Here is a 24,791-nt window from a genome sequence, read left to right as displayed (position 1 = left end):
CAGCGCGGCGCTCACCACGCCAGCGCCGCCGGGCCAGGGGCCGACCACCCCGCCCGGCGCGCGCCGCACCTGCTCTCCGTTTCTTGCCATGAACGCTCCCCTGCCCGCCTCCGCTCCCATGTCCGCCGCCCACACCACCCGGCCCTCGCTGGCCGAACTGGAGGCGCGCGACGCCTTCTCCCATCGCCACATCGGCCCGGACGCGGCCGAACAGCAGCACATGCTGAAGGTGCTCGGCTACGACAGCCGCGCCGCCCTGATGGACGCCATCATCCCGGCCGCGATCCGCCGCCGCGACGGCATGCCGCTGGGCGAGTTCAACGAGCCGCTGACCGAGGAAGCCGCGCTGGCCAAGCTCCGCAGCATCGCGGGCAAGAACAAGGTCTTCAAGAGCTTTATCGGCCAGGGGTACTACAACACCCTGACCCCGGGCGTGATCCTGCGCAACATCTTCGAGAACCCCGCCTGGTACACCGCGTACACGCCGTACCAGCCCGAGATCTCGCAGGGCCGCCTGGAGGCGATGCTGAACTTCCAGCAGATGATCACGGACCTGACCGGGCTTGACATCGCCAACGCCTCGATGCTCGACGAGGGCACCGCCGCCGCCGAGGCCATGACCCTGCTGCAGCGCGTGAACAAGCACGCGTCGAACACCTTCTACGTGGCCGACGACGTGCTGCCGCAGACCATCGAAGTGGTGCGCACGCGCGCGCTGCCGCTGGGCATCGAGGTGAAGGTGGGCCCGGCGGCCGACGCGGCCGGCGCGCATGCCTTCGGCGTGCTGCTGCAATACCCGGGCGTGAACGGCGACGTGGCCGACTACCGCGCGATCGCGGACGCGGTGCATGCGGCCGGCGGCCTGGTGGTGGCCGCGGCCGACCTGCTGGCGCTGACCCTGCTGGCCGCGCCCGGCGAATGGGGCGCGGACGTGGCGGTGGGCAACTCGCAGCGCTTCGGCGTGCCGCTGGGCTTCGGCGGCCCGCACGCCGGCTATATGGCGGTCAAGGACGCGTACAAGCGCTCGATGCCGGGCCGGCTGGTGGGCGTGACCATCGACGCGCAGGGCAACCAGGCGTACCGCCTCGCGCTGCAGACCCGCGAGCAGCATATCCGCCGCGAGAAGGCGACCTCGAACATCTGCACGGCGCAGGTGCTGCTGGCCGTGATGGCGTCGATGTACGCGGTCTACCACGGCCCGCAGGGCCTGAAGCGCATCGCGCAGCGGGTGCACCGGCTGGCCGCGGTGCTCGCCGCGGGCCTGGACACGCTGGGCTACACCCGCGCCAACGCGACGTTCTTCGATACGCTGACGCTGGAAACCGGCGCCGCCACCGAGGCCATCCACGCGGCGGCCGCCGCGCGCGGCATCAACCTGCGCCGCGCCGGCGCGACGCGCATCGGCGTGTCGCTGGACGAGACCACCACCCGCGCCGACGTGGCCGCGCTGTGGGACATCTTCGCGCAGGGCAAGCCGGTACCGGCGTTCGACGCGCTGGAAGCGAGCGTGGAAGACGCCTATCCGGCGGGGCTGGCCCGCCAGAGCGCGTACCTGACCCATCCGGTCTTCAACACGCACCACGCCGAGCACGAGATGCTGCGCTACCTGCGCATGCTGGCCGACAAGGACCTGGCGCTGGACCGCACCATGATCCCGCTGGGCTCCTGCACGATGAAGCTGAACGCCACCAGCGAGATGATCCCGGTGACGTGGCCGGAGTTCTCGAGCATGCATCCGTTCGCGCCGGCCGACCAGACCGTGGGCTATCGCGAAATGATCGATCAGCTCGAGGCCATGCTGTGCGCCGCCACCGGCTACGCCGCGGTCAGCCTGCAGCCGAACGCCGGCTCGCAGGGCGAGTACGCGGGACTGCAGATCATCCACGCGTACCACGAGAGCCGCGGCGAAAGCCATCGCAATATCTGCCTGATCCCGTCGTCGGCGCACGGCACCAACCCGGCGTCCGCGCAGATGGCGGGCATGCAGGTGGTGGTGGTGGCCTGCGACGACGAGGGCAACGTCGACCTGGCCGACCTGGAGAAGAAAGCGCAGCAGCACAGCCGCAACCTGGCGGCCATCATGATCACCTACCCGTCCACGCACGGCGTGTTCGAGGAAGGCGTGCAGCGCATCTGCGAAATCGTGCATAGCCACGGCGGCCAGGTCTATGTCGACGGCGCCAACATGAACGCGATGGTCGGCACTGCCGCGCCGGGCCACTTCGGCGGCGACGTGTCGCACCTGAACCTGCACAAGACCTTCTGCATCCCGCACGGCGGCGGCGGCCCGGGCGTCGGCCCGGTGGCGGTGGGCGCGCACCTCGCGCAGTTCCTGCCCAACCAGCGCAGCGTCGGCTACGAGCGTTCGCAGCAGGGCATCGGCGGTATTTCCGCGGCGCCCTTCGGCTCGGCCAGCATCCTGCCGATCTCGTGGATGTATGTGGCGATGATGGGTTCGGCCGGCCTGACCGCAGCCACCGAGAACGCGATCCTGGCCGCCAACTACGTGGCCAAGCGGCTGTCCGAGCATTACCCGGTGCTGTACATGGGCGCCAACGGGCATATCGCCCACGAGTGCATCCTGGACCTGCGTCCGATCCAGAAGGCCACCGGCATCTCGAACGAGGACGTGGCCAAGCGCCTGATGGACTTCGGCTTCCACGCGCCGACCATGAGCTTCCCGGTGCCGGGCACGCTGATGATCGAGCCGACCGAGAGCGAGGCGCTGCACGAGCTGGACCGCTTCATCGACGCGATGATCGCCATCCGCCGCGAAATCGCGCGGGTGGAGGACGGCAGCTTCGACCGCGAGGACAACCCGCTGCGCAACGCCCCGCACACGGCGGCGGTGATCACCGCCAACGAGTGGAACCACAAGTACACCCGCGAGGAAGCCGCGTACCCGGTGGCGTCGCTGCGCACGCAGAAGTACTGGCCGCCGGTTGGCCGTGCCGACAACGTCTACGGCGACCGCAACCTGTTCTGCGCCTGCGTGCCGATGAGCGCGTACGAGGAGTAAGGCGCCGCGCCCGCCCGCCGGCGTAGGACTGCGGCGGGCGGCGCAAGCGGCATTCTCTCCCTATGCTTGGGTAGATCACGCGCCTTGGGCGCGGCTACCTGGCGGAGGGAATATGTGGGAACTCGGTGCCCCGTGGTGGGAGCTGGTCGTACGCGCCCTGATCGTCTACGTCGCGGTGCTGGTGCTGCTGCGGGTCGGCGGCAAGCGGCAGATGGGCGAGCTGACGCCGTTCGATCTGGTGCTGTTGCTGATCCTGTCGGAGTCGGTGCAGAACGCGATCAACGCGGGCGACGAATCGGTGACCGGCGGCCTGATCCTGGCCGCCACGCTGATCGGGGCCAATCTCGCGGTGGGACGCATCAGCTGGTTCAGCCGCAAGGCCGAGTACGCCATCGAAGGGCGCCCGCAGGTGCTGATTCGCGACGGCAAGGTGTTCACGGATGTGATGAAGGGCGCCAGCCTCACCAGCGACGATCTGTCCAAAAACCTGCGCAGCCAGGGCTGCGCGAGCCTTGACGATGTGTACTGCGCGATCCTGGAAAACGACGGATCGATCAGCGTGCTGAAGTACAAGGATCTGCCCAAGGAACCTCCCGGCCCCGGCGTGTCGCTGTGGCTGGATCCAACCGACGACAGACCGGTGTAAGGCTGGGCTGGCAACTGGCCAGCGCACTGATCAGCCGGTTTGCATGCCTATCCAGGAGCCATCGTGGCTGTCAGCGTCTTCGATCTGTTCAAGGTGGGCATCGGACCCTCCAGTTCCCACACCGTCGGGCCGATGCGCGCCGCCGCCATGTTCGCGCATGGGCTGGAGCGCGACGGCCTGCTGCCCGGGGTGGCCAGCGTGCGGGCCGAACTGTACGGCTCGCTGGGCGCCACCGGCAAGGGCCACGGCACCGACAAGGGCGTGATCCTGGGCCTGATGGGCGAGGCGCCCGACACCATCGATCCCGATACCGTCGACGACAAGCTGGCCGCGCTGCGGCAGTCGCGCACGCTGTCGCTGCTGGGCAGGCACCCGGTGCCTTTCGTCGAGAAGGAGCACGTGGCGTTCTACCGCCGCGAGGCCATGGCCGAGCACCCCAACGGCATGAAGTTCCATGCGTACGACGCCAGCGGCGCGACGCTGCGCGAGGGGCGCTACCTGTCGGTAGGCGGCGGCTTCGTGGTGACGGCCGGCGCGGCGAACACGCATGTCATCGAGGCGGAGCGGCAGTTGCCGCATCCGTTCCGCAGCGGCAAGGCCATGCTCGAGATGGCCAAGGCGAGCGGCAAGTCGATCGCGACGCTGATGCTGGAGAACGAATGCACGTGGCGCAGCGAGGACGAGGTCAGGCAGGGGCTGCTGCATATCTGGCACGTGATGCAGGCATGCGTGGCGCGCGGCTGCCGCACCGACGGCGAGCTGCCGGGCCCCTTCCGCGTCAAGCGGCGCGCGCCGGAGCTGTACCGCCATCTGACCGAGCGCGCGGAACGCACGCTGTCCGATCCGTTGTCGGTGATGGACTGGGTGAACCTGTACGCCATCGCCGTCAACGAGGAAAACGCCGCGGGCGGCCGCGTGGTGACCGCGCCGACCAATGGCGCGGCCGGCATCATTCCCGCCGTGCTGCACTACTACGACCGCTTCGTGCCGGGCGCGAACGACCAGGGCGTGATCGACTTCCTGCTGACCGCCGGTGCCATCGGCCTGCTGTACAAGCTCAACGCCTCGATCTCGGGCGCGGAGGTCGGCTGCCAGGGCGAGGTGGGCGTGGCGTGTTCGATGGCCGCCGGCGCGCTGTGCGCGGTGCTCGGCGGCACGCCGGAACAGGTGGAAAACGCGGCCGAGATCGGCATGGAGCACAACCTGGGGCTGACCTGCGATCCGGTCGGCGGGCTGGTGCAGATTCCGTGCATCGAGCGCAATGCGATGGCGTCGGTCAAGGCGGTCAACGCGTCGCGCATGGCGCTGCGCGGCGACGGCAATCACTATGTGTCGCTGGACTCGGTCATCAAGACCATGCGCGAGACCGGCGCCGACATGAAGACCAAGTACAAGGAAACGGCCCGCGGCGGGCTGGCGGTCAATATCGTCGAGTGCTGAAGCCGCCGGCGCCGCCGGAGCCGCCGAGGCCCGCCCAGGATCGCGGCGCGCCCTGCTGATCAGTGGGGTGGACGGCGCGAAACGCGCGCGTATCATGACACGCGCGCCCCCGTCCGTTACCGCGCCCCGCGCCATCGCCATGCAGACCTTTTTCCAGCAGTTCGATCCCGACTCCTCCACCTACACCTATCTGTTGATCGATGCGGGCACGCGCGAAGCCGTGCTCATCGATCCGGTCGACCGGCAGCTCGAACGCGATCTGGCGCTGGTGCAGGCCACCGGCGCCCGGCTGGCCTGGATCATCGAGACGCACGCGCACGCCGACCATATCACCTCGGCCGGCCATCTCGCGCAGCGCACCGGCGCGCACACCGCCGCGCCGTCGGGCTGCGAGATCAAGCCGGCCAACCGGCAACTGATCGATGGCGACACGCTGGCCTTCGGCGCGCAGACGCTGCGCGCGATCCACACCCCGGGGCATACCGCGGGCAGCATGAGCTATCTGTGGGAGGAAGCGGGGGCGAATGGCGTGGTGCGCCGCGTCTTCACCGGCGACGCGCTGCTGATCGACGGCTGCGGACGCACCGACTTCCAGTCCGGGGACGCGGGGACGCTGTACGACAGTCTCACGCGCAAGCTCTTCACGCTGCCGGCCGATACGCTGGTGTACCCGGCCCACGACTACAAAGGGCGTACCCACTCCACCATCGGGCACGAGCGCGAGCACAACAGCCGCGTTCACGGGCGCACGCGCGAGGAGTTCGTCGCGCTGATGCGCAATCTGAATCTGCCCAAGCCGAAGCTGATCGATGTGGCGGTGCCAGCGAATCTGCGGCTGGGACTACGGGATGGGGAACGGGTGCCGCATGGGGTGTAGCGCGGGGAGGTGAGGCGAGCGTTCTCGCGTCTGCGAGCGGTCACCTCAGCCCGACAAAAGCCCCGCCGTTCCATCCCGCGGTGGCTCTTGCGACATCAAGTCGCCCACCGCTCGCAAGTCTGCCGCACCGTTTCCCGCAGGCTCCGCGTGTCCGCGTTCATCTGCCGCACCCACTCCGCGTCGCCCTTGCGGCTGGCCGCCAGCGCGCGGATGTTGGCAAGCGCCTCCAGCGAGCCCAGTGCCTCCGCGTGCGGCACCAGCGCATCGCAGATCGACAGGATATGGTCCGCGATCGGCATCCGCGTGAGTTCGTTGGGATGCACGTACTCGCCGCCCAGGCCGAAGCGGCAGGCCTGGAAGCGGTTGAAGGTGTACACCAGGTAGTCGTCCTCCTGCGGCACGAACGGGCGCGACAGCAGCAGGTAGCGCGCCAGCGCCTGGATGTATGCGGCGATATCGCAGGCGCGCGACACCGTCAGCGGGGTGTCCATCACGCGGACTTCGATGGTGCCGAACTCCGGCTTGGGACGGATATCCCAGTAGAAGTCCTTCATGCTCTCGATCACGCCGGTCTTGCGCATCTTCTCGAAGTACGCGGCGAAGCCGTCCCACGTCAGCACCATCGGCGCCCGCCCGCTCATCGGGAACGCGGCGACGGAGTTCAGGCGCGCCGAGGCGAATCCGGTATCGACATCCTGCACATACGGCGACGAGGCAGCCAGCGCGATGAAGTGCGGCACGTAGCGCCCGATCGCATGCAGCAGGAACAGCGAGTCGTCCGCGGTCGGGCAGCCGATATGCACGTGCTGGCCGAATACCGTGAACTGCTTGGCCAGATAGCCGTACAGCTCGGAGATGTACTGGTAGCGCGGCGAATCGGAAATCGTGCGGTCGGCCCACTGCTGGAACGGGTGCGTGCCGCCGCCGCAGATGCCCAGGTTCAGCGAGCGCGAGGCGTCGACCATCAGGTCCCGCATCGTGCTCAGTTCCTCCAGCGCCTGCGCATAGGTGTGGCAGACGCCGGTGCTGATCTCGATCATCGAGGGGCTGATTTCCGGCTTGATGTCGCCGGCATGCTGGGCGCCCTTGAGCTGGCGCAGCAGGTCCGGCGCAAACGGCGCCAGATCGTAGTCATGGCGGTTGACGAGCTGCATCTCCAGCTCGACGCCGAAGGTCAGCGGCTCGGAATGCTTGAACGGTTCCAGGGACATCAGCGCTCTCCTCCAGTCGTTCTGACTTCACCGGCATAACGAAGTGCCCAGGCGGTCAAGGTAGGTCCGAGCACTTGTTCGATCGCAAGCGCGCACAGCACGATGGCGGCCAGCGGCTCGCCGGTGCCCGGGTACAGCCGGGCCACATCGCTCATCAGCAGGAAGGCCAGGCCCGACATCGGCCCCAGGGCGACCCCGAGCGCCATGCATTGCTTCAGGCTCAGGCCGGAGAACGGCCCCAGCGCCGCCACGCTGGCCAGCTTGGCCAGATGGCGCATCGCGACCAGCACCACCGCGGCGACGCCGCCGATGGCCCAGTCCCGCGCGGTCAGCGGCAGGCCCAGCGACACCACCATCACCACGATCAGCAGGCTGCCGGCGCTGCCGAAGTGCGCCGGCCAGATGCGCGGCTGCTCGTCCTGGTGCTTGAACACCACGCCGGCCAGCATCAGCGTCAGCGGCATCGACAGCTTCAGCACCCGCGTGAGCGCCAGCGTGAACAACACCATGCCGACCAGCACCAGGAAGCTGTACTGGTCGTCGGACGCCAGCCGCGCATAGAGCGCATGGCTGACCTTGCCGACCACCCAGGCCAGCAGGCACGAACCGACGATCAGGTACAGCGGGTGCAGCAGCGCGGCGCCGAGATTGCCGTATTCCGAATGCAGCCAGCCGGTGGCCAACTGCACGATCACGGCGGCATAGATGCTGTTCAGGGCCGCCATCGCGAGCAGCCGTTCGGTTACCTGGCCCTCCGCGCGCAGTTCGTTCTTCAGCTGCAGCACGATGGTGGGCGACGTGCTGACGGCGATGCCGCCGGCGAGAATCGCGATGCCGGGGCTCGCGCCGACCCACTGCAGGGTGGCGGTGACCAGCCCCCAGGTCAGCAGGCCCTCGGCGGCGCTGGTAAACAGCAGCCACCGGTTGGCGCGCAGCCACGACAGCGAGACGCGGTGGCCCAGTTCGAACAGCGCGAAGGCGAGCGCCATGTCGATCAGGATCCGGGTCTGCCCGATCATGGTCTCGTCGAGGATGCCGCGGCCGAGCATGCCCGCCAGCAAACCCGCGACGGCATAGCCGACGATGCGCGGGATGCGCAGATACATGCGGCAGACTTCTCCGGCCAGGCCCGCGCCGATCAGCGCGAGGCCCACCCAGAACAGCCCGCCCGGAGCCATCGGCAGCGAGGGAAAGAGTTGGCTAAGTCCATTCATGGCCGACATGCTACCGGAAGCCCCTGTTCCGCCTTGTCATCGTTTGTCCGACAAGGCACGACTTTTGCAAATAAAAGCATGCCATCGCCCGCAAAGCCGACGGCATCGTGTCTCCAACTGTCAGAGGAAAAAAACTGCGGCGACGTCGTCCGGGGGCCCCAGGCCGGTACGCCCGCCGCGCACGCGCGCCTCACACGCCCCACAGCTTCCATTTGGGCCGCGTCGCCCGCAGACCCTGTTCCACCCGGGCGTACAGCCCGCGCGTCCTGCCCTCGGCTGCCCCCAACGCACGGGCGCGCTGGAACGTGACGAGCGCCGCCTCGCGCCGCTCCAGGCCCAGCGCGGCCTGCGTCGCATGCAGGTACGCCTCGGGCCCCCAGTCGCCGCGGGCCGCAAAGGCCACGTCGAAGTCCGCCAGCGCACCGGCGTAATCGCCCATCTCGTTGCGCAGTTGTCCGCGCTGCACCCGGGCCGCGGCTTGGTCCTCGGCGTCGCCTTCCGTCAGCGCGACGGCCTGCTCGAGAAGCGGCAGGGCCCGCTCGGCGTTGCCCAGGCCGCGCCATACCTGGCCGAACGCATTGCACAGCCAGGCATCCTGCACCAGCAGCGCCCGCCGCTGCAGCGCCTCGATCTCGGCCAGCGCTTCGGCGCGCTCGTCGGACTCCGGGCCGCTCGCGGCCTGGGCCAGCAGCGCGGCCAGATGCGCGCGGGCGTGGGCCATCGCGGGGGCCGCCTCGCTGCGCTCCTCCACCGGCAGCGCGTCGAGCTGGGCGTCCATATGGGCCAGCGCCGCGCGGGCGGCATGGGTGGCCTCCGTGCCGCCAAGCATCTTCCACGCATGCATCAGGCGGCTGAAGACCCAGCCGACATCGGCGGGATTGCGGTCCACGCCATAGCGGTTGAGCGCCTCGCCGGCCACCTCGACGACCTTCTGGTGCTGGCCAGCGGCATCGTGGCAGTCCAGCAGATCGATCCAGTGGTCGATGAAGTCGCTGACCGCGATGCCCTTTTCATGCAGCGCGATGCGCTCCTCGCGCTGCTCGGCGCCGTCCAGCCGGCGCGCCAGGTGATGGCACAGCATGGAATAGACATGGGGATCGGCATCGTCGTAGCCGCCCTGCCCGCTGGCGAAGTACTGCTCGAAGCGGGCAAGCCCCAGTCGCCACGCCTTGAGCAACTGCGGCGTCAGCGTCTCGCGCGACGCCGGCACCTGTTCGATGAATTCGGCCAGCGCCACGCCGGCGAGGTAGTAGCCGTGCGCGTCGGTGCCGGCCTCGGTCAGCGCGAAGCGCAGCCACGGCTCCGCCTCGCCCGCCTGGTGGCGCAGATCGAGTTCGCGGACCTGGGCCTTGGGATCGGGCACCTGGCGCTGGTACACGGCCAGGTCGTCCCAGGCGCCGTCGAGGTCGCCCGCCCGGTAGCGCAGCGGCGCGCGGATGCGGCGCGCATGCGGATGATCTGGTTCGGCCGCCAGGACCAGGCCGGCCTGCTGGGCCGCCAGCGCGTCGCCGGCCGCCTCGTCCATCTCCAGCAGGTCGGCATTGTCCAGGCCGATGCGGGCCAGGCACAGCCGCATCATCGGCTCCACCGCCCTGCCCTCGACCTCGGCCGTCTGCACGTAGCCGCCGGCGAGCGCCAGGATGTCGTGCGCCCCAAGGTCCGGCGCGCGGTACAGCAGGTCGTACCAGTAGCGGCCCGCGGCGGCATGGTCGCCGAGACGGAAATGCGCGAGGCCGGCATGGAACAGCGCCGTCCACTCGCCGGAGGCCAGGCCGTTGCGGCGCGCCGCCTCCTCCAGCCAGGGCAGCGCCTCTTCGACCCGGCCCAGGCCCATCAGCAGCACGCCGTAGCGGTGGACGATGACCCCGCGCGAAGACCAGCGGTGCGCCGGGTGCAGCGGCAGCTCGGGCAGGCGCGCCAGCGCCGCGTCGAGCACCGCGAAGCCCGCTTCCGGCTCCCCCTTGTCGCAGTACAGCCGCGCACGCAGGCAGTCGTAATCGACTACCTCGGGACGCGCCTGCGACAGCGCATCGAGAATGGCCAGCGCTTCGTCGTAGCGCTCCTGGGTGGCCAATTCGATGGCATGGTCGTAGCTGGCTTGCTGCACGGACACGGACTGCTCCTTCTGGGATGGATGGCAAGAGCGGGATTATGCGCCAGCCGGGGGACGGCCGATGGGGACGGCAGCGCGGGTGTCGCGCCGTGTCCGCACCGGTCCAAAAGAAAAACGCCACCCGGGAGGGTGGCGTCCTTGCGGAACGAAAGAACTCCGGCTTACTTGCCGCCGATCGATTCCAGCACGGTCCACTTGCCGCCGACCACCTTGTAGACAGTGATGCCACCGTCCTTCAGGTCGCCGCGAGCGTCGTACGCCAGCGTCTTGGTGGTCACGCCGGGCGAGTTGGTCGCGGCCAGCACCGGCAGGTAGCGCGTGGGATCGGCCGAGCCGGCCTTGATCATCGCGTTCATCAGCGCGGTGGCGCCGTCGTAGGCGTACGGCGAGTACGTCTGCACCTTGCCGCCGAAGCGCTTCTCGTAGCGCTGCGCGTAGGCGGCACCGCCCGGCATCTGTTCCAGCGGCAGGCCGGCCAGCGACACCACGGTGCCCTCGGCGGCGGGACCGGCCAGCTTCAGGAAGTTGTCGGTCTTGGACATTTCGCCGGACACCAGCGGTGCCTTCATGCCCAGTTCCTTGATCTGCTTGGCCATCGGTGCCGACTGCGTCTCGGCGCCGCCGAAGAAGATCACGTCCGGGTTGCTGCGCTTGAGGTTGGTCAGCACGGCCTTGAAGTCCACCGCCTTGTCGTTGGTGTACTCGCGGCGCACGATCTTGCCGCCGGCGGCCTTGGCGGCCTTCTCGAACTCGTCGGCCAGACCCTGGCCGTAGGCCGTGCGGTCGTCGACGATGGCGATATTCTTGGCGCCCAGCTTCTTGACCACGTAGGCGCCGATGACCGAACCCTGCTGGGTGTCGGAGGTCATCATGCGGAAGGTGGTCTTGAAGCCCTGGCGGGTGTATTCGGGCGCGGTCGCCATGGCGATCTGGGCGATGCCGGCACGGTTGTACACCGTCGAGGCCGGAATGCTGGTGCCCGAGTTGAAGTGCCCGAGCATGCCCTGGATGCCGCTGTCGACCAGCTTCTGGGCGACCACCGAACCGGTCTTGGGATCGGCCTGGTCGTCTTCCGACAGCAGCGTGAACTTGACTTCCTTGCCGCCGATCTTCGGCTTGGTGGCGTTCATTTCCTCGATCGCCAGCACCACGCCGTTCTGCATGTCCTTGCCGTACTGGGCCTGGCCGCCGGTCATCGGCGCGGCGAAGCCCAGCTTGATTTCCTGGGCCTGTGCAAAGGCGCTGGTCGCGGCCGTCAGGCCGGCGAGGCTAAGGGCGACGGTCAGCGCCGTCTTGTTGAAAGTCGAGGTCATCAGTTCTCCTTGGTGGCTTGTAAGCCTGTTCACTGCGCTTGTTGAAGCGTTCGGACGCCCGGCAGCGCGCCCACGCTCTCTGTGGCGCGCGAAGGGCGGGATCACCGCCATCCGCGCGCGCTCTGAAACCGTTGTAGTCCCTATCCCGCCGTTCAGCCGTCCGGCCGCTCAGCCGATCGTCATCAGGCTGGCGTTGCCGCCGGCCGCCGCGGTATTGACCGACAGCGAGCGCTCGATCAGCAAACGCTCCAGCGCCACCGCCGGTTCACCGTGCGCCAGACCCTGCACGCCGATGATCGGACCCGGCCGCACCGCCACCTGTTCGCACACCGCGCGCAGCTGGTCGGAATCGCCGTGGTGCAGGACCGCATCGATATGCACATCGGCCGCGGTCCAGTCCGGCACCACGCGGACGCGCGATTGTACTGCCTTCGGCAGCCGCGGCAGCAATGCCCGCGCATGCTCGCCGTCGGCCCACACGGCGCTGGCACCCACGGCCAGCACGGCGGCCAGTTGCGTGGCCAGGTCGGCCTCCTGCTGCGCCAGGCACAGCACCGTGCGGCGCGGCAGCAGCGAGTAGGTGTTGCGCTCGCCGGTGGGGCCGGGCAGCGTCACCGTCAGGCCCGACGCCGAGGCTGCGGCGAAGCGCTCGCACTGTGCGGCCAGGTCCGGAAACGCGGCCGCTTCGCGCTGCGCCCATTCCTTGAACGTGGCGAGCAGCGCCAGCGCATCGCGGCGCACCGGCGCGCTCTCTTCCAGCGCGCCCTGCGTGTCCGAGGCGCGGATCACGTCGGCCACCGCTTGCTGCGGGCACACCGACAGCAGGCGGTGCAGGTAGAGGGGGCCGCCAGCCTTCGGACCGGTGCCCGACAGGGCCTCGCCGCCGAACGGCTGGACGCCCACCACGGCGCCGACGATATTGCGGTTCACATACAGGTTGCCCACCTCGGCACGCGCGACGATATGCGCGATGGTCTCGTCGATGCGGGTATGCACGCCCATGGTCAGCCCGTAGCCGGTGCCGTTGATCTGGCCGATCAGCGCGTCGAGCTCGTCGCGCTCGTAGCGCACGACGTGCAGCACCGGGCCGAACACCTCGCGCTGCAGTTCTTCGACGCTTTGCAGCTCGATCAGCGTCGGCGGCACGAAGGTGCCATGGCGGCACGCGCCGGTCTGCGCGGCGTTGGCGTCGGCCTGGTGCACGCGGCGGCCCTTGGCCCGCATCGCATCGATATGGCGCAGGATGTTGGCGCGCGCCTCCTCGTCGATCACCGGACCCACGTCGGTCGACAGGCGATCGGGGTTGGCCATGGTCAGCTCCGCCATGGCGCCCTTGAGCATCTCGAGCACGCGCTCGGCCACGTCCTCCTGCAGGCACAGCAGGCGCAGCGCCGAGCAGCGCTGGCCGGCCGAATCGAAGGCGGAGTTGACCACATCGCCCACCACCTGCTCGGCCAGCGCCGAGGAGTCGACGATCATCGCGTTCTGGCCACCGGTTTCCGCGATCAGCGGCACCGGGCGGCCCGCGGCATCGAGCCGGCCGGCCACGTTACGCTGCAGCAGGCGCGCGACTTCCGTCGAACCGGTGAACATCACGCCCTTGACGCGCGCATCGCCCACCAGCGCGGCGCCCACGGTCTCGCCGCGGCCCGGCAGCAGCTGCACGGCACCGGCCGGCACGCCGGCCTCGCGCAGCAGGCGCACGGCCTGGGCGGCGATCAGCGGCGTCTGCTCGGCGGGCTTGGCCAGCACGGTGTTGCCGGCGGCCAGCGCGGCCGCGACCTGGCCGGTGAAGATGGCCAGCGGGAAATTCCACGGGCTGATGCAGACCACCGGGCCCAGCGGACGATGGGTGTCGTTGGAGAACGTCTCGCGCACCTGCACCGCGTAGTAGCGCAGGAAGTCCACCGCCTCGCGCACTTCGGCGATGGCGTTGGAGAACGTCTTGCCGGCCTCGCGCATGATCACGCCCATCAGCTGCTGCATCTGGGCTTCCATCAGGTCCGCGGCGCGCTCCAGCGCGGCGGCGCGCACCTCGGGCGGCGTCGCCTGCCAGATCGGCGCGGCGTTCACGGCGGCCTGCAGCGCGGCTTCCACGTCGGCGGGGCTCGCCTCGGTGACATGGCCGACCACGTCGCGATGGTCCGACGGGTTCAGCACCGGCGCGGTCTCGCCGCCGCCGGCGGTTTCCGCACCGAGCAGCGGCTCCGCCGTGAGCTTCTCGCTCACGCCGTGCAGCAGCGCGGACGACAACGACGCGAGACGGTGTTCGTTGGACAGGTCCAGGCCGGCCGAATTGGCGCGCGACTTGCCATACAGCTGGCGCGGCATCGGAATGCGCGGATGCGGCAGGCCCAGTTCCCCCTCTTCCTTGTGCATGCGCTCGACCTGCGCGACCGGGTCGGCCACCAGCTCGTCGATGGAGATGCTGTCGTCGGCGATGCGGTTGACGAAGGACGTATTGGCGCCGTTCTCCAGCAGCCGGCGTACCAAGTACGCCAGCAGCGTCTCATGCGTGCCGACCGGCGCGTAGATACGGCACGGCCGGTTGAACTTGCCCGCGGCCACCGGACCGACGACCTGGTCGTACAGCGGCTCGCCCATGCCGTGCAGGCACTGGAATTCGTACTGGCCGGGGTAGTAGCTGTGGCCGGCGATCTGGTAGATGGCCGCCAGCGTATGGGCGTTGTGCGTGGCGAACTGCGGATAGATCGCATCCGGCACCGACAGCAGCTTGCGCGCGCACGCGAGGTACGACACATCGGTGTAGACCTTGCGCGTGTAGACCGGATAGCCCTCCAGGCCGTCGACCTGGGCGCGCTTGATCTCGCTGTCCCAGTACGCGCCCTTGACCAGGCGGATCATCAGGCGATGGCGGCTGCGGCGGGCCAGGTCGATCAGGAAGTCGATCACGAAGGGGCAGCGCTTCTGGTAGCCCTGCACCACGAAGCCGATGCCGTTCCAGCCGGCCAGTTCCGGCTCGAAGCACAGGCGCTCGAGCAGGTCCAGCGAGATTTCGAGGCGGTCCGCTTCCTCGGCGTCGATATTGATGCCGATGTCGTACTGCCGCGCCAGCAGGGTGAGCGACTTGAGCCGCCCGTACAGTTCCCCGATCACGCGCTCGTGCTGCGCGCGGCTGTAGCGCGGGTGCAGGGCCGAGAGCTTGATCGAGATGCCCGGGCCCTCGTAGATGCCGCGCCCGCGCGAGGCCTGGCCGATGGCGTGGATGGCCTGCTCGTAGGAGGCGAGGTAGCGCAGGGCGTCGGCCTCGGTCATCGCCGCCTCGCCCAGCATGTCGTAGGAATAGCGGAAGCCCTCGGCTTCGTACTTGCGCGCGTTGGCGAGCGCCTCGGAGATGGTCTCGCCGGTGACGAACTGCTCGCCCATCAGCCGCATGGCCATGTCCACGCCCTTGCGGATCAGCGGCTCGCCGCCCTTGCCGATGATGCGGGTCAGCGCGCGGGTCAGGCCCGCCTCGGTGTGCGTGGACACCAGCTTGCCGGTGACCAGCAGGCCCCAGGTGGCGGCGTTGACGAACAGCGACGGACTCTGGCCCAGGTGCGACTGCCAGTTGGCGCCGCTGATCTTGTCGCGGATCAGCGCGTCGCGGGTGGCCTTGTCGGGGATGCGCAGCAGCGCCTCGGCCAGGCACATCAGCGCCACGCCTTCCTGCGACGACAGCGAGAACTCCTGGATCAGGCCCTGCACCAGCCCCTCGCGGCCCGTGCCGACCTTCTGCTGGCGCAGGTTCAGCGCCAGCTTCCTGGCCATGGCGAGCGCCGCGTCGGCCTGCTGCTGCGGCAGGCGGGCCTGTTCCAGCAGCACCGGCACGCAGTCGGTCTCGGGACGGCGGTAGGCGGAGGTGATCGCCGCGCGCAGTACCGACTGCGGCTGCACGCTTTGCGCGAATTCCAGGAACGGTTGCGGTGCGCCCTCGCCCGGCACGGCGTCCAGCCCGTCGGCGCCGTCGGCCTCGCCCTGTGCGCCCGGCGCGTGGGGGGTGTCGCCGCGCTCGATCTGCTCCAGGTACGTGAAGATCGCCTGCTTGATGAGCCAGTGCGGAGTGCGGTCGATCGATTGGGCGACGCGCTTGAGCCGGTCGCGCGATGCGTCGTCCAGCTTGACGCCGAGGGTAGTGGTGGCCATTGCTTCAGATTCTCCGTAAGACGCGTGTAGCGCGGCCACCGGCTGCAGGGGCCCCGCGAATTGGCGCGATCATACTCCCGAAAAATCCCTTGGTGCAACCTAGTGCAACCCCTGCCGGCATCGGCCGTCCCGGAGGTTGCACCAGCACCCTCCCGTTCAGATCCTCAGCGGGTCGATCTCCAGCTGCCAGCGCACGCCCCTGACGGCGCTGCCGACCTCCGGGAAAGTCTGCGCCCACTCGCTGACGAACCGCTGCAGCGTCGCGCGCGAGCCGCATTCCACCAGCATCTGCGCGCGCTCGCGGTGGTTGATCCGTACCATCGACATGGGCACCGGATCGTGCAGTTGCACCTCGGCGGCCAGCCCAGCCTGATCGGCCCGTTCCCGGGCGGCCTGCAGGAACGCCACCGCCCGCGCCAGTTCGCCGTGCTCGGCCGTCAGCAGCACCTGGTACGCGAAGGGCGGCAGGCCCGCCTGGCGCCGCTCGCGCAGCTGCGCCGCCGCGAATCCATCATAGTCATGGCGCGCGAGCGCCTGCAAAGCGGGGGCGTCGGGATAGCGCGTCTGGATCAGCACCTCGCCGGCCAGGCCCGCGCGTCCCGCCCGCCCGGCCACCTGCATCAGCGAGGCGAACAGATGCTCGGCGGCGCGGAAGTCGTGGCTGAACATGGCGGCATCCGGATGGACGATGCCGACCAGCGTCACGCGCTGGAAGTCATGCCCCTTGGCCACCATCTGCGTGCCCACCAGGATATCGACCTCGCCCGCGTGGACCTCGTCGAGCATGGCCTGGGCGCTGCCCTTGCGCCGGGTGGAATCGGCGTCCAGCCGGGCGATCCGCGCTTCCGGAAAGCGCGCGGCCAGGGCCTCTTCGATGCGCTGCGTGCCGCGGCCCAGCGGGGCGATATCGATGTTGCCGCAGTCGGGGCACTGGCGCGGCACCGGCGCCTCCAGGCCGCAGTGATGGCAGCGCAGGCAGCGCTCGGGCCGGTGCAGCACCAGGTACGCCGAGCAGCGCGGGCAGCCCGACAGCCAGCCGCAGCTGTCGCAGGCGATCACCGGCGCGTAGCCGCGCCGGTTCAGGAACAGCAGGCTTTGCTCCCCGCGCGCGATCCGGGCCTCGATTGCCGCGAGCAAGGGTTTGGACAGGCCCTCGTACAGCGGCTGCTGGCGCTGACGCTCGTGATTCAGGTCGATCAGCCGTACCGCGGGCAGCGCGGCATCGGCCTGCGCCCGTTCGCGCAGCACCAGCTTGCGATAGGCGCCCTGCTCGGCGCGCCACCACGACTCCATCGATGGCGTGGCCGAGCCGAGCACCACCGGTGTACCCAGTTGCTTGGCACGCCAGACCGCCAGGTCGCGCGCCGAGTAGCGCAACCCTTCCTGCTGCTTATACGAGGTGTCGTGCTCTTCGTCGACGATCAGCAGCGCCAGGTGCGGCACCGAGGCCATCACCGCCAGTCGCGTGCCCAGCACGATACGCGCCTCGCCGCGGTGGGCGGCCAGCCAGTGCAGCGTGCGTTCCTGGTCCGCCATGCCGCTGTGCAGGACCGCCAGCGGCAGGTGCGGGAAGCGCGCGGCCACGCGGGCCTGCAATTGCGGCGTCAGGTTGATTTCCGGCACCAGCATCAGCACCTGGGCGCTCGGGTCGCGCGCCAGCGTGGCGGCGATCGCGTGCAGGTAGACCTCGGTCTTGCCGCTGCCGGTCACGCCGTGCAGCAGGAACGGGGCGAAGCCCTGGGCCTGGGCGATCGCCTCGACCGCGTCGCGCTGTTCCGGGTTCAGCGGGGGCGCGACTGTGGCCACGGCGTCGGCGTCGACCGCCAGCAGGGGCCGGTCGACGCGCTCGACTTCCAGCCAGCCCGCGTCCCGCCATTCGGCCAGCCGGGCGGGCGCCGCGCCGCACAGCGCACGGGCCTGCGCCATCGTCAGCCCCGTGCCGGCATCGGGGCCATTGGCGAGCGCGGTCGCGAGCGCCATGACCGAACGGGCACGCGCCGGCACCGCCTGCAGAAGCGGACCGTCCTGTCCGGGCCGCACGCGGTAGCGCGCCGTCTGTACCCGGGCTGCCAGCCGCTCCCAGCCCTGCGGATCGCGCAGGCCGGGCGGCAGGGCCGGCAACATGACTTCGCCCAGGCGGCGGTGATAGTAGGCGGACGCGAAGCGCGCCAGCGCGAGCCAGTGCGGCCCGAGCGGCGGCATCCAGGACAGTCTGCCGGACACGGCGCGCAGCCGGTCCGCCGGTACCTCCGTATGCTCGCTGCGGCCCACGGCCACGCCCGCCACGGTGCGCCGCCCGAAGGGGACGGCCAGCAGGTCGCCGGGCTGGATCGGGACATCGGACCCGCGGTCGGCAGCGCCGACCGCATAGTCGAAGCGATCGTCGGCGGGCGTGTCGAGCGCGACCTGCACGATGGCGGCCGCGTCGACCGCATCGGCGACTGGCACGGTCGAGGTGGGCACGGTGCTCATGAAGGGCGCCGAACGCGCAGCGCGCAGCCGGTGGTGCAAGAGACACCCACGTGTGCGCGATTTTCGTGCAAGGGCAGCACTTTCGAAAACGGACGGGAAGACTCGCTGCGGCGCAACATCAACTTAAAGTAAAACCTCAAATGTGGCCCTAAGTCGATGATAGATGACCAGTTTTCCAAGGTCTGCGTGGAGGCTGTGGATAACTTTGTTGAAAACTTCATCGCACTGCCCGCCGAGCCTGATAAAACAAGGCGTTCCGCGTCTGCGGCACGTGCCGGCGCCGCCAGGCAAGGTCATAAGAATCAAGGACTTACCTATATCCCTCAAACGAGTTAGCCGGCCTTTCCGCTGTGCAGTGCAGAAAACCCATCGATGTGCATAAGTCAAGTCTTGACAGCCTCAAAACGGCGCATGCGAAAGAAAAAAGGGCAAAAATTTTGCTTGACAGAGGCTGGAATGAGCAGGATGCGCCGCTCCACCAACTTAACGCATTGACAGGGCGAGAGCCGCTGCGACGCACACCCCCGCACACCGGTTCGGCCCGATACGGCGGTCCCGCGACCGCCGTACCCGACTCAGGCGCTGCGCAGCGCCCGGCTGTAGGCATGCACTTCGTCCACCAGCACCGTCACGCTTTCCGGCGGCGTGAACTGCGAAATCCCGTGGCCCAGATTGAACACATGCCCGTCGCTGCCGCCGCCGGCGGCATAGGCATCGAGCACGCGGCGCACCTGCGCGCGGATCGATGCCTCCGGCGCGAACAGCACGGTGGGATCCAGGTTGCCTTGCAGGGCGACGCGGCCGCCGGTCCGGCGGCGCGCGTCCGCCAGGTTGACCGTCCAGTCCAGGCCCAGCGCGTCGGCGCCCGTGTCGGCCAGCCCTTCCAGCCAGAGGCCGCCGCCCTTGGTGAATACGATTACGGGCACCTGCTGGCCGTCATGCTCGCGCTTCAGGCCCGCCACCACCCGCTTCATATAGGCAAGCGAGAACTGCTGATACATGCCGTCCGCCAGGGCGCCGCCCCAGGTGTCGAACAGCATCACCGCCTGGGCGCCAGCCTCGATCTGCGCGTTCAGGTAGATGGTGACCGCCTCGGCGTTGACTTCGAGGATGCGGTGCATCAGTTCGGGCCGGGCATACATCATGGACTTGACGGTGCGGAAGTCGTCCGAACCGCCGCCTTCGACCATATAGCAGGCGAGCGTCCACGGGCTGCCCGAAAAGCCGATCAGCGGCACGCGCTGGCGGCCGTCCTGGATCAGCGCGCGGCGGATCTCGCTGACGGCGTCGAACACGTACTGCAGTTCGCTCATGTCCGGCACGGCGAGCTTGCGCACGTCGCCTTCGGTGCGCAGCGGGCGGGCAAAGCGCGGACCCTCGCCTTGGGCGAACGACAGTCCGAGGCCCATCGCGTCGGGCACGGTCAGGATGTCGGAGAACAGGATGGCCGCGTCGAGCGGATAGCGCTCCAGCGGTTGCAGCGTCACCTCTGTGGCATAGGCCGGGTTCTTGGCGAGTCCCAGAAAGCTGCCGGCGCGGGCGCGGGTGGCGTTGTACTCGGGCAGATAGCGGCCCGCCTGGCGCATCAGCCACAGCGGCGTGTAGTCGGTGGGTTGCCGGCGCAGGGCGCGCAGGAAGGTGTCGTTCTGCAATACGGTCATGGTCATCCTTCGTAAGCGCGCCATTTTACGGGATGGCCGGGCGCTGACGCCCCTTTCGCGGACGCCGGAAGGCTCAAATATCGTCCAGCAGGCCGCGGAACGACTGCGCCGCCCGCCGCATCCATTCCCGGGCGCGTGGCGCATCGGGCTGCAGCCGGGCGAAGCCATGCGTCATGCCGCTCGCCTCGATGGTGATCACCGCCGCGCCATGGCGCACCAGGTGGTCGGCATACGCGAGGCCGTCGTCGCGCAGCACATCGTTGGCCGCCACCACGACGAGGGTGGCTGGCGGCGTGTGCGCGGGGGCCGCCGCCATCAGGTGGATGCGGGTGTCGTCGATTGCGGCGCCCTGCGCCAGATGCTCCGGGCCGATGAACTGGGCCCAGTACCACGCCATCTCCTCGCGGGTCAGCCCGGGACCGTCGGCGAAGGCGCGATAGCTTTCGCTGGAGAGCACCGGCGCGGTGACCGGGTAGATCAGGAACTGCGCCTTGACCAGCCCCGGCACGACGCCGTCGTTGACGCACGCCGCCGCCTGCGCCGCCAGGTGCCCGCCGGCGCTGTCGCCGGCCACGGCGAGAAAGGCGCCGTCCAGGCCGAGGCGCACGCGCTGCTCGGCCAGCCACAGCAGCGCGTCGCGCGCGTCGTCGGCGGGCGCGGGATACGGATGCTCGGGCGCGAGCCGGTAATCGACGCTGGCGACCGCGCACCCCGTGTCGGCCGCCAGCAGCGACGCCACGGTGTGGTGCGTGTCGTGCGAGCCGACGACCCAGCCGCCGCCATGGAAATACACCAGCAGACGGGGCGCCGGGACGCCGGCTGGCCGGAACAGCCGCGCGGCGAGCGTGCGGCCCTCGAGGGGGATGTGCATGTCGGCCACCTCGATACCATCGGGATCGGGGACCACCGACGCGGCGGCGATGTCGCGGAAGCGCTCGCGCCGGCCCGGCGCGTCGACGGGAACGGGCAGGCCGGCATAGCGTTCGCCGAGCTGGCGATAGTAGGCGAGGAGCTGGGGATCGATGGCCATGGGCGGCGCTGGAAGTATGTAAACGACGATGCGGCAGTGTAGCCGCCCGTCGCCTGCATTGGGCAGCCCCACGGGCTCCATGCTTCTGCGCCCTCGCCACGGGATTGCATCGCGGGTTGCAACATCCGCATCGCAATGTCGCGCCCCGGGCGTTTTGCGGACCGGGTTGCGGCATCGTTTTCGCCGTGCCGTGCCGGTCGGGCTGTTAACGTAAGCCCTTGAAGATAGTGCGAATCATTCTCTGCGTGAGGCAGGAATGCGCAAATTTTCAGCGGTTTTAGACAGGTTAATGTGCGTACCTGGGCGTTTTTTGCCCAATATCGCTTTCATCTACTTGCAAAACGATACATTTTGTTACTGGCCCCGGTTCCGAGTTTCCCCCACAATGCTTTGGCAGATCGCTGATTTGTGTCAGGCGCCCTTAACCGTAAAACAACGAGGGCCCTGTGAAGAAAGCTCGAAAGGATTAAGCAGTTATTTTCGGACAGCAAAGCTGGCATGTCCGGAATGCAAAGACAGTCATTAGTGGGCTTCAAGATGACCGCGGTACTTAATGACCCGGCATATCGGCACATTAATAGGTGAAGCTGGCGAAAAAAATGCAGCAACGCACCCTCGAGACGGCGGTGCTCATGCTGCGACCCAGATGAACCGAATCGAACCCGTTCCTTCGAATTGACCCCTCGAAGGGATTTTCCCGTCCGCGCGGAGCCTCCCCGGCCCGCGCGCTTTTTTTTGTCCGATTCGCCCGACAGGATAGACGGCCAGCAACAAAAAAGGCAGCCCGAGGGCTGCCTTTTCCGTTTCGCCGCCAAAAATACAACAGCGGCGGTGTACTTAGCGCTTCTTGCGCAGGCGCGCGATGGCCGCCAGTTGCGCGGCCGCGACGGCAAGTTCGCTCTGCGCGCGAGCCAGGTCCAGATCGCTGCCCTGGTTGCGCAGGAGCTCCTCGGCGGCGCGCTTGGCTTCGCTGGCCTTGGCTTCGTCGAGATCGCCACCACGGATGGCGGTATCGGCCAGCACCGTGACGTGCCGGGGCTGAACTTCGAGAATGCCGCCGGCGACGAACACGAACTCCTCGCTGCCGTCTTCCTTCTCGATCCGCACCGCACCCGGCTGGATGCGCGTGATCAGCGGCGTGTGGCCGGGCAGGATGCCAAGCTCACCCGACTCGCCCGGCAGCGCCACGAACTTCGCCTGGCCGGAGAAGATCGATGCTTCCGCGCTGACGACGTCTACCAGAATGGTTGCCATGTGAATTCCTTTATCCAATCGCCCCGCAACGGGCGGCGGCGCCCTTCAACCGCGCCGCCGCCCGTGCGATGTGCTTACTGGAGCTTCTTGGCCTTCTCGAAGGCTTCGTCGATCGAACCGACCATGTAGAACGCCTGCTCGGGCAGGTGATCGCACTCGCCGTCCACCAGCATCTTGAAACCACGGATGGTTTCCTTCAGCGGCACGTACTTGCCCGGCGAACCCGTGAACACCTCGGCCACGTGGAACGGCTGCGACAGGAAACGCTGGATCTTCCGTGCGCGGGACACGGCCAGCTTGTCTTCCGGCGACAGTTCGTCCATGCCCAGAATCGCGATGATGTCGCGCAGTTCCTTGTAGCGCTGCAGCGTCTGCTGCACGCGGCGGGCCACGTCGTAGTGCTCCTGACCCACGACTTGCGGGTCGAGCTGACGCGAGGTCGAATCGAGCGGGTCCACGGCGGGGTAGATACCCAGCGCGGCGATGTCACGCGAGAGCACCACGGTCGAGTCCAGGTGCAGGAAGGTCGTGGCGGGCGACGGGTCGGTCAAGTCATCCGCAGGCACGTACACGGCCTGGATCGACGTGATCGAGCCGGTCTTGGTCGACGTGATCCGCTCCTGCAGCTTGCCCATTTCTTCTGCCAGCGTCGGCTGATAGCCCACGGCGGAAGGCATACGGCCCAGCAGTGCCGACACTTCGGTACCGGCCAGCGTGTAGCGGTAGATGTTGTCGACGAAGAACAGGATGTCGCGGCCTTCGTCGCGGAAGCGCTCGGCCATGGTCAGGCCGGTCAGCGCCACGCGCAGACGGTTGCCCGGCGGCTCGTTCATCTGGCCGAACACCATGGCCACCTTGTCGAGCACGTTGGAGTCCTTCATCTCGTGGTAGAAGTCGTTCCCTTCACGGGTACGCTCGCCCACGCCGGCGAACACCGACAAACCGCTGTGCTGCTTGGCGATGTTGTTGATGAGCTCCATCATGTTCACGGTCTTGCCGACGCCGGCGCCACCGAACAGACCCACCTTGCCGCCCTTGGCGAACGGGCAGACCAGGTCGATCACCTTGATGCCGGTTTCGAGCAGGTCGACCGAAGGCGACAGTTCGTCGAACTTCGGCGCGCGCTGGTGAATCGCACGCAGTTCATCGGCGGCGACCGGACCGGCCTCGTCGATGGGGCGGCCCAGCACGTCCATGATGCGGCCGAGGGTGCCGTGGCCGACGGGCACCGAAATCGGCGCGCCGGTGCTCTTCACCGCCATACCGCGGCGCAGGCCGTCCGACGAGCCCAGCGCAATGGTACGCACCACGCCGTCGCCCAGCTGCTGCTGCACTTCGAAGGTCAGGCCCTTCTCGGCGAACGAGGCTTCGTTGCTTTCTTCCAGCACCAGCGCGTCGTACACCTTCGGCAGCGCGTCGCGGGGGAACTCGATGTCCACCACGGCGCCAATACACTGCACAATATTTCCGATACTCATTTCGTATCTCCGATAGCTTGAATTCTTGACGCCTTAGACGGCAGCGGCACCGCTGACGATCTCGGACAACTCCTTGGTGATCGCTGCCTGACGGGTCTTGTTGTAGACCAGTTGCAGTTCGCCGATCACGTTCTTGGCGTTGTCAGATGCCGCCTTCATGGCCACCATGCGCGCCGATTGCTCGGACGCCATGTTCTCGGCCACGGCCTGGTACACCAGCGCCTCGACGTAGCGGACGAGCAGTTCTTCCACCACGGTCTGGGCGTCGGGCTCGTAGATGTAATCCCACGAGTAGGCGCGCTTTTCATCTTCGGTCTGGACGAGCTTGTCGGCGGCGAGCGGCAGCAGTTGCTCGACCATCGGCTCCTGTTTCATCGTATTGATGAACTTGGTGTAAGCCAGGTACACAACGTCGACTTCGCCATTGATGAAGGCGTCGAGCTGGACCTTGATCGCACCGATCAGCTTTTCCAGATGCGGGGTATCACCGAGATGCACCACATGCGTCACCACCTTGGCGCCAATGCGACCCAGGAACTGCAGGCCCTTGGTACCGATCGCCGTGGATTGCACCTCGACGCCGCGCTCCTTGAGCGAGCGCAGTTCGTTGGTGACCGCACGCAACACGTTCGTGTTCATGCCGCCGCACAGACCCTTGTCGGTCGTCACCACGATCATGCCGGCGCGCTTGACCTCGCGCTGCTGCATGAACGGATGCTCGAATTCCGGGTTGGCCGTGGCCAGATGCGCGGCGATATTGCGCACTTTCTCGGCATAGGGACGGGCATTGCGCATCCGCTCCTGCGCCTTGCGCATCTTGGATGCGGCGACCATCTCCATCGCCTTGGTGATCTTGCGCGTGTTCTGCACGCTCTTGATCTTGGTTCGAATCTCTTTCGTTCCGGCCATATCTTCCT

General features: G+C 68.2%; 15 protein-coding genes. 4 read left to right on the top strand and 11 right to left on the bottom strand.

Translation table 11 applies throughout. From position 1 onward, the window contains the following. Positions 1–88: 88 nt before the first annotated feature. From gcvP to LDO27_RS23975, 4 genes are all read left to right on the top strand, one after another. A complete protein-coding gene (gcvP, locus tag LDO27_RS23990) occupies positions 89–3,019 on the top strand; it encodes an aminomethyl-transferring glycine dehydrogenase (protein ID WP_224044394.1) in 2,931 nt (976 codons plus the stop codon). A 112-nt stretch (positions 3,020–3,131) separates the two neighbouring features. Continuing rightward, positions 3,132–3,665: a DUF421 domain-containing protein gene (locus LDO27_RS23985; protein WP_224044392.1), complete on the top strand. Its 534-nt coding sequence runs from the start codon at positions 3,132–3,134 to the stop codon at positions 3,663–3,665. A gap of 63 nt (positions 3,666–3,728) precedes the next feature. Beyond that, positions 3,729–5,105, top strand: a complete 1,377-nt coding sequence (locus tag LDO27_RS23980; RefSeq protein WP_224044390.1) for an L-serine ammonia-lyase — start codon at positions 3,729–3,731, stop codon at positions 5,103–5,105. 139 nt (positions 5,106–5,244) lie between these two features. Further along, a complete protein-coding gene (locus LDO27_RS23975) occupies positions 5,245–5,982 on the top strand; it encodes an MBL fold metallo-hydrolase (protein WP_224044507.1) in 738 nt (245 codons plus the stop codon). A gap of 95 nt (positions 5,983–6,077) precedes the next feature. Here LDO27_RS23975 and LDO27_RS23970 read toward each other — a convergent pair whose 3' ends face one another. The 11 genes from LDO27_RS23970 to atpG form a co-directional block, all read right to left on the bottom strand. Beyond that, positions 6,078–7,193 carry a YbdK family carboxylate-amine ligase gene (locus LDO27_RS23970; protein ID WP_224044388.1) on the bottom strand — a complete coding sequence of 372 codons (1,116 nt, stop codon included), beginning with the start codon at positions 7,191–7,193 and terminating at the stop codon, positions 6,078–6,080. Next, a complete protein-coding gene (locus LDO27_RS23965) occupies positions 7,193–8,416 on the bottom strand; it encodes a cation:proton antiporter (protein WP_222203137.1) in 1,224 nt (407 codons plus the stop codon). The genes LDO27_RS23970 and LDO27_RS23965 overlap by 1 nt, the downstream gene beginning before the upstream one ends. A 181-nt stretch (positions 8,417–8,597) precedes the next feature. Beyond that, on the bottom strand, positions 8,598–10,520 hold the full coding sequence (locus LDO27_RS23960) for a tetratricopeptide repeat protein (RefSeq protein WP_224044386.1): 1,923 nt from the start codon (positions 10,518–10,520) through the stop codon (positions 8,598–8,600). Between the two features lie 161 nt (positions 10,521–10,681). Further along, positions 10,682–11,833, bottom strand: a complete 1,152-nt coding sequence (locus tag LDO27_RS23955; RefSeq protein WP_222203135.1) for a branched-chain amino acid ABC transporter substrate-binding protein — start codon at positions 11,831–11,833, stop codon at positions 10,682–10,684. 168 nt (positions 11,834–12,001) lie between these two features. Then, positions 12,002–15,979, bottom strand: coding sequence for a trifunctional transcriptional regulator/proline dehydrogenase/L-glutamate gamma-semialdehyde dehydrogenase (gene putA, locus LDO27_RS23950; protein WP_224044384.1), 3,978 nt, complete (start codon positions 15,977–15,979; stop codon positions 12,002–12,004). A 156-nt stretch (positions 15,980–16,135) separates the two neighbouring features. After that, complete coding sequence (locus LDO27_RS23945; protein WP_224044382.1) at positions 16,136–18,451, bottom strand: primosomal protein N'; 2,316 nt, start codon at positions 18,449–18,451, stop codon at positions 16,136–16,138. A gap of 575 nt (positions 18,452–19,026) precedes the next feature. Then, entirely contained in the window at positions 19,027–20,118 is a 1,092-nt protein-coding gene (gene hemE, locus LDO27_RS23940) for a uroporphyrinogen decarboxylase (protein ID WP_224044380.1), read from the bottom strand. Between the two features lie 67 nt (positions 20,119–20,185). Further along, positions 20,186–21,142 (bottom strand): alpha/beta hydrolase, encoded by a 957-nt coding sequence (locus LDO27_RS23935; RefSeq protein ID WP_224044378.1) that lies wholly within the window; start codon positions 21,140–21,142, stop codon positions 20,186–20,188. A gap of 837 nt (positions 21,143–21,979) precedes the next feature. Beyond that, a complete protein-coding gene (locus tag LDO27_RS23930) occupies positions 21,980–22,396 on the bottom strand; it encodes a F0F1 ATP synthase subunit epsilon (RefSeq protein WP_222203128.1) in 417 nt (138 codons plus the stop codon). A gap of 74 nt (positions 22,397–22,470) precedes the next feature. Then, complete coding sequence (atpD, locus tag LDO27_RS23925) at positions 22,471–23,874, bottom strand: F0F1 ATP synthase subunit beta (protein WP_224044376.1); 1,404 nt, start codon at positions 23,872–23,874, stop codon at positions 22,471–22,473. Between the two features lie 33 nt (positions 23,875–23,907). Next, a complete protein-coding gene (gene atpG / locus LDO27_RS23920; protein ID WP_222203124.1) occupies positions 23,908–24,783 on the bottom strand; it encodes a F0F1 ATP synthase subunit gamma in 876 nt (291 codons plus the stop codon). Between the last annotated feature and the right edge of the window lie 8 nt (positions 24,784–24,791).

The sequence above is a fragment of the Cupriavidus respiraculi genome (assembly GCF_914271545.1).
Lineage (GTDB): Bacteria > Pseudomonadota > Gammaproteobacteria > Burkholderiales > Burkholderiaceae > Cupriavidus > Cupriavidus respiraculi.
The sequence above is the reverse complement of the archived record's forward strand: the minus strand, read 5'-3'. Positions and strand labels throughout refer to the sequence as shown.

Bases quoted from the DNA above. Each gene is read 5' to 3' on its own strand.
- gcvP (WP_224044394.1), top strand. From the start codon at position 89: ATGAACGCTCCCCTGCCCGCCTCCGCTCCCATGTCCGCCGCCCACACC.
- LDO27_RS23985 (WP_224044392.1), top strand. From the start codon at position 3,132: ATGTGGGAACTCGGTGCCCCGTGGTGGGAGCTGGTCGTACGCGCCCTG.
- LDO27_RS23975 (WP_224044507.1), top strand. From the start codon at position 5,245: ATGCAGACCTTTTTCCAGCAGTTCGATCCCGACTCCTCCACCTACACC.
- LDO27_RS23970 (WP_224044388.1), bottom strand. From the start codon at position 7,193: ATGTCCCTGGAACCGTTCAAGCATTCCGAGCCGCTGACCTTCGGCGTC.
- LDO27_RS23965 (WP_222203137.1), bottom strand. From the start codon at position 8,416: ATGTCGGCCATGAATGGACTTAGCCAACTCTTTCCCTCGCTGCCGATG.
- LDO27_RS23955 (WP_222203135.1), bottom strand. From the start codon at position 11,833: ATGACCTCGACTTTCAACAAGACGGCGCTGACCGTCGCCCTTAGCCTC.
- putA (WP_224044384.1), bottom strand. From the start codon at position 15,979: ATGGCCACCACTACCCTCGGCGTCAAGCTGGACGACGCATCGCGCGAC.
- LDO27_RS23945 (WP_224044382.1), bottom strand. From the start codon at position 18,451: ATGAGCACCGTGCCCACCTCGACCGTGCCAGTCGCCGATGCGGTCGAC.
- hemE (WP_224044380.1), bottom strand. From the start codon at position 20,118: ATGACCATGACCGTATTGCAGAACGACACCTTCCTGCGCGCCCTGCGC.
- LDO27_RS23935 (WP_224044378.1), bottom strand. From the start codon at position 21,142: ATGGCCATCGATCCCCAGCTCCTCGCCTACTATCGCCAGCTCGGCGAA.
- LDO27_RS23930 (WP_222203128.1), bottom strand. From the start codon at position 22,396: ATGGCAACCATTCTGGTAGACGTCGTCAGCGCGGAAGCATCGATCTTC.
- atpD (WP_224044376.1), bottom strand. From the start codon at position 23,874: ATGAGTATCGGAAATATTGTGCAGTGTATTGGCGCCGTGGTGGACATC.
- atpG (WP_222203124.1), bottom strand. From the start codon at position 24,783: ATGGCCGGAACGAAAGAGATTCGAACCAAGATCAAGAGCGTGCAGAAC.